This is a genomic window from Pseudonocardia sp. N23 (assembly GCF_002583555.1).
GTDB lineage: Bacteria > Actinomycetota > Actinomycetes > Mycobacteriales > Pseudonocardiaceae > Pseudonocardia.
In genome coordinates, this window is the sequence record NZ_BEGX01000054.1 from 1 (window position 1) to 9,135 (window position 9,135).

The 9,135-nt window shown below is 74.5% G+C and carries 13 protein-coding genes; 2 read left to right on the forward strand and 11 right to left on the reverse strand.

Going from position 1 to position 9,135, the window contains the following annotated elements; genetic code table 11:
- Positions 1–279: 279 nt before the first annotated feature.
- The 3 genes from TOK_RS16355 to TOK_RS16370 form a co-directional block, all read right to left on the reverse strand.
- Complete coding sequence (locus TOK_RS16355) at positions 280–738, reverse strand: translation initiation factor IF-2 (RefSeq protein ID WP_098958748.1); 459 nt, start codon at positions 736–738, stop codon at positions 280–282.
- 319 nt (positions 739–1,057) lie between these two features.
- A complete protein-coding gene (locus TOK_RS16365; protein WP_098958750.1) occupies positions 1,058–1,387 on the reverse strand; it encodes a DUF6247 family protein in 330 nt (109 codons plus the stop codon).
- A gap of 97 nt (positions 1,388–1,484) precedes the next feature.
- Positions 1,485–1,829 carry a hypothetical protein gene (locus tag TOK_RS16370; protein WP_141566419.1) on the reverse strand — a complete coding sequence of 115 codons (345 nt, stop codon included), beginning with the start codon at positions 1,827–1,829 and terminating at the stop codon, positions 1,485–1,487.
- 387 nt (positions 1,830–2,216) lie between these two features.
- Between TOK_RS16370 and TOK_RS16375 the strand changes: the two genes are divergently transcribed.
- Entirely contained in the window at positions 2,217–2,897 is a 681-nt protein-coding gene (locus tag TOK_RS16375) for a recombinase family protein (protein ID WP_098958752.1), read from the forward strand.
- A 72-nt stretch (positions 2,898–2,969) separates the two neighbouring features.
- On the opposite strand, the gene TOK_RS35390 is transcribed toward TOK_RS16375, so the two are convergent.
- The 5 genes from TOK_RS35390 to TOK_RS16400 all read right to left on the reverse strand — a co-directional run bounded on the left by TOK_RS35390 (position 2,970) and on the right by TOK_RS16400 (position 5,991).
- Complete coding sequence (locus tag TOK_RS35390; protein WP_374754902.1) at positions 2,970–3,473, reverse strand: DUF6247 family protein; 504 nt, start codon at positions 3,471–3,473, stop codon at positions 2,970–2,972.
- 20 nt (positions 3,474–3,493) lie between these two features.
- Entirely contained in the window at positions 3,494–3,769 is a 276-nt protein-coding gene (locus TOK_RS16385) for a type II toxin-antitoxin system RelE/ParE family toxin (protein ID WP_098958754.1), read from the reverse strand.
- Between the two features lie 6 nt (positions 3,770–3,775).
- Positions 3,776–4,057 carry a type II toxin-antitoxin system Phd/YefM family antitoxin gene (locus TOK_RS16390; RefSeq protein WP_098958755.1) on the reverse strand — a complete coding sequence of 94 codons (282 nt, stop codon included), beginning with the start codon at positions 4,055–4,057 and terminating at the stop codon, positions 3,776–3,778.
- A 90-nt stretch (positions 4,058–4,147) separates the two neighbouring features.
- Entirely contained in the window at positions 4,148–5,464 is a 1,317-nt protein-coding gene (locus TOK_RS16395) for an MAB_1171c family putative transporter (RefSeq protein WP_098958756.1), read from the reverse strand.
- Positions 5,461–5,991: an ImmA/IrrE family metallo-endopeptidase gene (locus TOK_RS16400; protein WP_253258419.1), complete on the reverse strand. Its 531-nt coding sequence runs from the start codon at positions 5,989–5,991 to the stop codon at positions 5,461–5,463. The genes TOK_RS16395 and TOK_RS16400 overlap by 4 nt, the downstream gene beginning before the upstream one ends.
- 173 nt (positions 5,992–6,164) lie before the next feature.
- Between TOK_RS16400 and TOK_RS16405 the strand changes: the two genes are divergently transcribed.
- Positions 6,165–6,548 (forward strand): nuclear transport factor 2 family protein, encoded by a 384-nt coding sequence (locus tag TOK_RS16405; protein WP_098958758.1) that lies wholly within the window; start codon positions 6,165–6,167, stop codon positions 6,546–6,548.
- Positions 6,549–6,583: 35 nt separating this feature from the next.
- On the opposite strand, the gene TOK_RS16410 is transcribed toward TOK_RS16405, so the two are convergent.
- From TOK_RS16410 to TOK_RS16420, 3 genes are all read right to left on the reverse strand, one after another.
- Positions 6,584–7,687, reverse strand: a complete 1,104-nt coding sequence (locus TOK_RS16410) for a hypothetical protein (protein ID WP_098958759.1) — start codon at positions 7,685–7,687, stop codon at positions 6,584–6,586.
- A 31-nt stretch (positions 7,688–7,718) separates the two neighbouring features.
- On the reverse strand, positions 7,719–8,006 hold the full coding sequence (locus tag TOK_RS16415; RefSeq protein WP_098958760.1) for a hypothetical protein: 288 nt from the start codon (positions 8,004–8,006) through the stop codon (positions 7,719–7,721).
- A 3-nt stretch (positions 8,007–8,009) separates the two neighbouring features.
- On the reverse strand, positions 8,010–9,135 hold a 1,126-nt coding region (locus tag TOK_RS16420), incomplete at its 5' end, for a hypothetical protein (RefSeq protein ID WP_374754901.1).

A 9,135-nucleotide genomic window follows, 5' to 3' on the forward strand; every position in this document is an offset into this window, starting at 1 on the left:
CGGGACTGCCATCTCGTGGCGCCGACCCGCTGTCGTTCTACTGTCGTTCCACAGAAGAGGCAGAGAAGGTCATGGACTGATGACCAGCAACAGCCAGACTTGGCCGCGGGAGGGGGACTCGGAGCGCACCATGCGCGCCGTCGGCAGGGCGGGTGTCGGGGGTCGGGCGAACAGATCGGCGGACCCCCGCGTGCCGTCGTGCGGGAGCAACCCCCGGGAATGCGAAAGGCGGGATCCGGGCCGTCGGTGGTCGGGCCTCGCCTCTGCGGGAGGTCGCGGTCAGTCGGTGCCGGTCGGGGCGGAGTCGGGACCGTCCTTCGGCTCCTGCGCTCCGGGCTCGGCGGCGGCCGTGGTCGGGCGGGCAGCGCGGATCATCGCGCGCACCTTCTTCACCGGTACGCCGGTGAGCGCGGCCAGGTCGTCGGCGTTGCGACCCAGCTCGTGCAGCTCTAACAACGCGGCCGCCTGCGCGGCTTCCTGCTCGCGCTCAACTTCCATCGCCTTGTCGCGCTCGGCAGCGGCCCGCCGCTCCAGCTCGACCGTGCGTGCCTCCGCCGCAGCTCGTGCCTTGCGCACCTCACCGGCCGCCCGCGCGTAGCGCTCCAGGGCGGCATCCTCCCGACGCCGGCGCTCGACGTCGCGCGCATCCAGCTCGGCACGCCGAGCGCGCAGCGCGGTCAGCTCGTCGGCGCCGCTGGCCGTGCGCCGGGTCCGTCGAGGCTTCTTCTCAGCCGTCATCTCATCACCTGTCCTCTCCCCACTACGCCCGACCTGGGCCCCTCACCCTACGGCCGCACGCCTCGACGAACGGCACACCGACCAGCCGTGATCTGCCCTATCCTGGAGACAGGACGGTGGCGCTGCGGGTGATCGGCGACCCGGACGACGTGACCCGAGTCCTCGCCGTTCTCGGCGACGTCCTGGACCTCGAACGGAACGGCCGCAACTACCCGACCCGCGACGGCCAGGGTGTCCGTGTGTACCTCGACGCGCGGCCGCCGGCAGGTGCTCGATCTGGGCTTGCGACTGCTCGTCGGTCGTGACCTCGTACACCCGGCTACAGGCCCAGCCGCGCCTTGGTCCGAGGCAACGGCTCGTCGGCGGGGATGTCCTCCCCCGTGAGCCGAGCGGCCGCCCGCCGGTACATCGCGCGATGCCCGGCCGCACCGGCCGCCGCGGTCAACCGGGCGACCCGACGCCACGACTCCAGCGTCTCCAGAACCTCGGCCAAGTCGAGCGTGTCGGCAGCCTTGGCCAGCACCGTGCGCCACTCGCGCTCGAACTCCGCGGCCTCCTCCGGGACCAGCGCAGCCCGAACCTCGGCCGGGCTCGCGTCCCGGAAGGCCGGCCCCGGGCCGGGCCTCGGGCCAGACGCTGCGGCGGCCACCCGAACACCATAGCCCGCCATTTTGACACTTAAACGTCAATATTTCGGGAAGCTACGGACGCCGGGCTCGACGGGCAGCGCGAGGGGCCGGTCGTCCTCAACGCGGCAGCGCCGCGCCCTCCTCCTGAGCCACGGCCTGCATCTCGGCCTCGCTGCCGTCGAGCGTGCACACCACCCGCAGCTCGGCGCGCCGTTGCCGCAGCGCGTCGACCTCCTCCTGCACCCAACCGAGCAGCTCCGCCAACGACGCGGTGAACTCAAAGTCCGTGCCCACGCTGGCGTCGCGCACTCCGCCCTCGGCCGACCAGCCCGCGACGTCCTGCGGGTCCTGCGGGTCAGGCTCGTAGCGGCGGACCTCGACGTCATAGACCGGCGGGCTCTCATCGAGCAACGCGACGTCGACCGGCTCGCCCTCGTCGTCCAGCTCGCGGTCGGCCCTCACGTACCGCACCACCGGCGGCAACAGATCGTCCGGGCCGGGGAGCAAGGGATCGGGCGGACCCGGCCGCTCACGCCTGGCCTCCCGGTTCGCACGTCGGGCGGCCTTCGCCGCTCGCGCAGCACCCCGGTTGCGGGGCCCCTTCGCCTTCGCCACGGCGGCGATGATGACACCCCCAGCCGACGGGGCCAGGCCGACCCGCCGACTGGCCCGCGCTCGCCGCGTCCTCACGAACGCCGCCGGTGGCCGTCGACAGACGGTCGTTTCCCGACGTCGCGGCGGCGGGTGGCGACACGCCCGGCCGGGACCGGGTTTCGGCGTCGGGAAACGGTGTCGGAAAGTCGGTGTCGTCGGCAACGCGCGGGCCGCCGTTTCCCTACGGTCTGCGCCATGACCGATCACGCCGGGCCGGCCCTTGACGACGAGCTGTTGCTGCCGGTGCCCGCGGCCGCCGGCGCGCTCGTCGGCTACGGCCGGGTGAGCACCCGGGACCAGCACCTGGACCGCCAGCTGACCGCGCTCAACGCCGCCGGGTGCGTGCGGGTGTTCACCGACAAGCTGTCCGGGCGCAAGGTCGACCGGCCGCAGCTGTGGGCGTGCCTGGACTACCTGCGCCCCGGCGACGTCCTGGTGGTCGTCTCCCTCGACCGGCTCGGCCGCTCGCTGGACGACCTGCTGGCCATCGTGGGCGGTCTGCGCCGGCGCGGGATCGGCTTCCGCTCGCTCAACGAGTCGATCGACACCACCACCGCCGGGGGCCGGCTCGTGTTCCACCTGTTCGCGTCGTTGGCAGAGTTCATCCGCGAGCTGATCGTGGAGGGCACCCGCGACGGCCTGGCGGCCGCGCGGGCCCGCGGGCAACGCCTGGGCCGGCCGCCGGCGCTGACTTCGGAGCAGGTGCAGCACGCACGGGCCCTGCTGGCCAACCCGGCGAACACCATCGCTTCGATTGCCCGGCTGCTGGGCGTCAGCCGCGCCACGATCCACGCGCACGTCCCGGAGCTCGCGCAGGGCCGGGACGCACTCGCCAGCGCAACGCCGTCGTTGCCCGCCGCCAGCCCCGGGCGGTGAGCCCGCATCACCACGCATCACCCCGCATCAGCCCTGTTGGAGACCCGCATCAGGGTCTGGTGGGGACCCGCATCAGGGCAGAGCTGAGAGGGCGACTTGGTAGACCCGGGTGGGGCGGCCGAGGATGCGCGGGCTGGCTTGCCAATCGCCAGCTCGCCTACGGGAAGGGGGGACGTGCAGCTCGCCGCGCTGATGAAGTTCGTGACAGATCCCAGAGCCGTCGAGCCCGAGTTCACGGGTGAGCTGGCGCCAGGTGCTGGGCAAGATGTGGAGCCAGTCGCCCTGCAGTAGGCCCCTGACGTGCCTGCGTTCTGATTCGGCGGTGCTGGAGTATGTCCCCAGGGTGGGCCACGAGTCTGGCTCGGCGAGAAGGGAATGTCCGAGAGCGGCCAGCAGGCGGGTGCGCTGCTCGCCGAGGCGGGTCCCGGGCCGGTGACGCCAGCGGTTGAGCGTGGCGACCACAGGAGCCAGGTCGAGGGAGTCGGCTGCCCGGGTCAGGGCTTCTCGTAGCTCCTGGTTGAACGCGTCAACTTCGTCTTGAGGGAGACATTTCCGCAGCGCTGTGGCTGGATCCATGGCGCCGTAGTCGGACCGGCTCACCAGCGGCCACCGCGGTAGACCTCGCGGCGGTGGGCCAGGTGCAGGACAAGGACCAGGAGCCGGTCGTCCTCGATCTCGTAGATCACCCGGTAGTCGCCCACTCGTAGGCGCATCTGGCCGTCGCCGCCGACGAGGGCGGTCGCCGCGGCCGGGCGCGGGTTGTCGGCGAGGGCGTGGACCGCCGCGTACAGCCGGCGGGCGACGGGCGGGTCCATCTTGCGGAGCGTCTTCACGACCGAGGGGTGGACCTCGACCCGATAGCGCGGCGGCACGGTCGGTCAGAAGCCCAGCTCTCGGGCGACCTCGGCCAACGGGATGGACGGCTCCGGGTCGGCCTTGGCCTCGCGGGCCGCCCGCAGCAGGTACTCGGTCTCGATCTGCTCGATGTAGTCGGCGACGTCGACCGGGACGATCGCCGCGACCCGGCGGCCGTGGTTGGTGACGACGGTCGTGTGGCCCTGTTCCGCGCGGCGCAGGACCGCAGCGAAGGTGGCGCGGGCCTCCTGCGAGGACAACTCGTCAGGGGCGGGCTCCGGCCGGAAATCAGGCGCAGCACTCATGTACAGACTGTACCAACCGTACGGAAATCAGGGTCCAGTTCGTGCCGCCGCCGGTGTTGCCCGGCCGTCGGGCCGTGACCTTTCCGCCGTTCAGACCCGACCAGGACGAGTAGTGGCCGGGGGCCGGCGCTGCCACGGCGCAGTGGCCGGGTGGCTGGCCGATCGCTGCGCGGCCGCGAGGCGGCGGGACAGCACGACGAGCACCTGGACGTCGTCGGCGAAGCCGATCGTGGCGTCGTCGCGGCCCGCGACCGGCACCACCGGTTCCCCGTCGTGGTCGTAGGTCCCGCCGCGGCGTAGCTCGAGCGCGGCCAGCAGCTGTGCGCCGGTCGGGAGGTCGGCGCCACCCTGGCCGTCGCGGGCGACCGCCTGCAGGTAGGGGCCGAGCTGGTGCAGACCGTCGCGGCAGTCGATGAGCCGGCGGTAGTAGCGGCGCGAGAGCCAGGCCGCGACCGGCGGTGCGGCCGCGTGGTCGGCCGAGGCCGTGTAGCTCGACCCGCCCACCGCCTCACCGCCGCCGGGGGCGTGCGGGCCGCCGTCCTCGTGGGGGAACACCTCGCGCAGCTGGCTCCACAGCGGTTCGAGCTCGCGGGCGGTGGCCCGGTTCTCCCGCACGATCCGCAGCGCCGCCGCCGCGCTGGCCACCGCCGGCACCGCCAGCCCGAGCACGACCGCCAGCAACCCAGCGCCGAGCAGGACCAGCCCGACACCGTTGAGCGCGGCCGGCGGGGAGATCCCGGCCCACCGGATCAGCACCGAGACCGTCAGCACCGACGTCGCCGCGACCAGCACCACCGACCCGAGCCGCAGGACCCGCAGCCCCTGGCGAAGCGCCGGCGGGAGCGGGCGGCGTAGATGGCGGGTGGCCCAGACGGTGGCGATCGCGAACGCGCCCAGGTAGTAGACGTTCTCGATCAGGAAGAACAGGGCGACCGGGGTCGAGGAAACCGGGCCCGCGCCGGACACCGCGCTGCCGTTGGCCATCGCGGCGAGCTCGTCGCGCAGCCCGGTCGGGGTCAGCTCGGCGTCGACCGCGAGGCCCGCGACGGCCACCAGCAGGATCGCGACCTGCCACCACCACGCCGCGCCGACTGTCCGCCGCGCCCGTGCCGACGCCGGCGCCGTGGCGGGGCGGGCGACCGGGGTCGCCAGGACGAACGCGACCAGGCAGGCCGTCGCGACCAGGCGCAGGACGTGCTCGACCGTGCGCGCGTCCAGCCGGTCCAGGCCCAGCGTCCCGCTGCCGGAGTTGGCGATCACCCCGAACGGCCACGACATCGCCCAGAACGCCAGCAGCCCCAGCAGGGCCAGCAGCCGCGGGGCCGCAGCCACCCTGCCCAGCTGCGCGAGCAGCCACAGCAGGCCGCACCCGGCGACCGCGGCCAGCGTCACGTAGAAGGCGGTCATATCCAGGCCCCCCCGCCGCGCAGGGCGTCGTCGAGGGCCCGGGAGCCCGGATCGGCCGGCCGCTCACCGAAGCGGCGGGTGTGCAGCAGCGCCCGCTCGGCGAGCACGACCGCGATGCTCTCGGCCGTCCACTCCCGCTCCCGCGCCGCGTCGTGGTCGCCGGTGTGGTCGCCGGCGGTGGTGGCCTCCCCGTCGATGTGGCCGGCCAAGATGTGCCCCAGCTCGTGCAAGACGATGTGCTCCTGGTGCATCCGCGTCGTGTTCGCCGCGACCACCACGTAGTCCCTGGTCTGCTTGTCGTAGGCGAAGCTGAACCCGAACATCCCCGGCGGCAGCGCCCGGTACCTCACCTCGATCGGGCGCCCACGCAGCCGCCCGACCGCCGTGCAGAGCGCCTCGACCTCCAGCGGAGGTTCCGCGCCGGCCGCCCGCACGACACCGCGGCAGAACCGCCGGACCTGCCGGTAGGACGGCCACAGCGGCAGCGGCGCGGGAAGGCTCGGCGGCCGGGCGCCGCGCAGGAACATCAGCACTCTTTCCCTCCCCGTGGCCGCCGGATGGACCGCGCTGTAACCAGCCGACCGCAGCCCGTGACACCTTCGATTAGACCGACCAGCGGTGACGTGGATCAACGGTTTGGCGTAATTCACTCGACCGTCCAGCGCAGCCGCTGCGGTGGCCGCTGGCAAGATCAGCGGTCATGACCTCCCCGAGCCCGGCGGCCGTGTTCGATGCGCTCGCGCGTTCCCTCGCGGCGCGTGACTGGGACGCCGCCGCCGAGCTGTACGCACCGAACGTCGTCGTCATCAACCGTTTCGACCCCGACGGCCCGACCACCAAGACCGGCCGCGATGCCGTGCGGGAGTTCTTCTCCGGGCTCGGGGGCCGGCTCGACAGCCTGACCATCCAGCGCCCCGACCTCACGCCCGGGGCCGACGAGGAAACCCTCACCGCGGAATTCACCCTCGCCGCCTCCGCGGCCGGCGGCACCGTCCGATTCACCCTGCCCGCGGTCTTCGTGATGCGGGTCCGCGACGGCCAGATCATCGAGTCCCACGACTACATCGGGCCGCGACAGGCATAGAGGCTCGCACCGCCGATCCGGGCCCGGACCAGCAGTTACCCGACCGGCAGGCAGGCTCCCTCGGTGGTGAGCACGCGCTCGGCCAGCGTCAGGAACTCGCTGCGGGCCCGCGCGATCGCGCCGCGGCCGGGCGCGGCCACCCCGAGCAGCCGGGCGGCCAGCTCGGCCACTGTCCAGCGGACCAGCACGCCGTGCCGGGCGAGGTAGAGCCCCACGGTCCGCACCCGCCACCGGTCGTCGGTGTCCAGCCAGGCATAGCCGAGCAGCTGCCACAGCCACCGGGCCGTGCGCGCCACGTCGTCGGTCCGCACCACGGTCTTGACGTCCAGCAGCGCGCAGCCCTGCCCGTCGTCCAGCAGCAGGTCCCCTTCGGCCCAGTGCGCGACGAACACCGGGCCGGCGTACCCGAGGGACCGGCCCGCGGGCGGGTCCCCGGCCAGCCGGCGCAGCTCGGCGAGGCTGCCGCTCCTGTGCAGCTGGTGGGCCAGTTCGACGAGCTCGGCGGCCACGGGCTCGGGCGCGGTCGTGCGGAGGGTCTCGACGGACGGCACGGACCGGCCGAACAGCTCGTGCATCGGCCCCGGCTGACCGGTCCGGTAGACGTCCTCGAACGCCGAGACCAGCCAGAACACCCGGCCCAGCGCGGCCTCGACGGCCGGTGTGCCGACCGCGCCGGGTGGGGCGTGCTCGGCGAGGTAGCGGCGCGTGCGGTCGAACAGGTCGGCCAGCACCGGCTCGGCCGGCGTCGGCGCGACGTCGGCGACCATCGGGCCTCCGAGCGCGAGCCACCCGCCGGGAGTCGGTCGTAGGTCGAGGGCGGGGAAGCCGGTGGCCAACCCGGTGTGTGTGGGCCACAGACAGGCCTGCGCGTCGGCCCACGCCCGCGACACCACACCGGCCCGGACCAGGCCATACAGCGCGGGGTAGGGCGGGGCGGGCTCGACCAGCGCGGCCAGGCGCAGCCCGAATGCCCCGCCGACCTCGGCCCAGTGGCGGCCATCGACCCGGCCGGCCGGGCGAACCGGTGGGCGCGCGCGGGCTGCGGCGTCGACCTCGGCCGCGGTGGCCGCGGTGCCCGGCAGCCGTGCTGCGCACCACGCGGCCAGCTCGCCGGCGTGCAGCTGCGTCGTTAGCGACATCTCGCCCTCACCCCGCCGGCCGGCGCCGGGATCACCGACACCCGCACCGCGACGTCGCCCACCTCGGCCTCGTACCCGTAGAAGCGCCCGGCCGGGCCGCCGGTGCCGCGACGAGCAGGGCGTGGGTCCAGTCGGCCTCGGTCAACTCGGCGTCGACGGTCCACGCGGCGTGGTGCAGGGCGGTGGACAGCTCACGGGCCGCGGCCGGGTTCAGGATGCCGTCCAGGCCCACCTCGATGCCCGCTCCGCCGCGGCGCACCGACCAGCCGGCGCCCCGCCACTCGCTCGCGCTGTCGTGCTCGTCCTCGTGCTCGGGCATGGGTCACTTCTCCTTCGCGCCGGCGCGGGTTCGGCCGGGACGCTCGCCCGTCTGGGCGCCCGCGAGCTCGCGGCGCAGCTCAGCCAGCTCGACGCGCAGTCGCTCGGCCGCGGCCGCCGCCTCATCGGCACGTGTGCGCTGGTCAGCCAGCCTCTCGGCGGCGTGCTCGCGATCGGCGTCGCCCTGGCGGCGGGCCGCCTCCAACTGCGCGGTGACCGTGGCCAGCTCGGTGCGAACCTGCCCCGCGGCCGCCCGCTCCTCCTCGACGACGCCGCGCGCGGCCTCCAGCTCGCCCCGCACCTGCTCGACGGACTCGCGGGCCGCCCCCAGCTGCGCGGTGACCGTGGCCAGCTCGGTGCGAACCTGCCCGACAGCGGCCCGCTCCTCCTCGAGGACGGCGCGGGCCGCGTCCAGCTCCCCGACCAGCCGGGCACGCTCGGCGGCGAGGTCGGCCACCTCCTGCTTGGCGCGCTCCAGCTCCCCGCGCAGGTCCTCGGCCCGGGCGCGGGTCTGCTCCAGCTCAGCAGCGAAAGCGGCGGCCCGCTCGCCGGTGCGCTCCAGCTCCCCGCGCACCACCTCCAGCGTCTGCTCGGCGTCGTCGGCGCGCCGGCGCTGCTGGTCGGCCACCTGCTCGGCGGCCGCCTGGGCGGCCAGGGCCTCGACGCGCGCGGCGTCAGCGGTCTCCTCGTTCTCCAGCGCCGACTCGGCCGCCTCCTCCGCCGCGGCACGAGCAGCCTCGGCCGCCTCGACCGCCTGCGCGCTCGCGCGGGCCGCCGCACGGGCGGCGTCCCGGTCGGCCTCGGCCGCGTCGACCAGCGCCCGGCTCGACCGCTCCACGGCCGCGATCTCGGCGGCCGCCTGTTCCTGATCGGCGACGGTGCGGGCCGCGACCTCCAGACGCTCAACGAGCCCCGGCAGCGTCCCGAGCGTGGCCTGGACGTGCGCGAGCACCTGCCCGTAGGTCTGCCGGGCCACGGTCACCGGCTTGTCCCCGCGCCCCCCCGACTCCTCCACCGCCGCGCTCGACGACAGGCCGACTCCCCCGCTGCCCGGTGCGGGCACGGTGATCCGCCCGCGCTTGGCCAGCGACTTGTTGAGCCGCGTGTGCCGCAGCCCGTCCACCCACTCC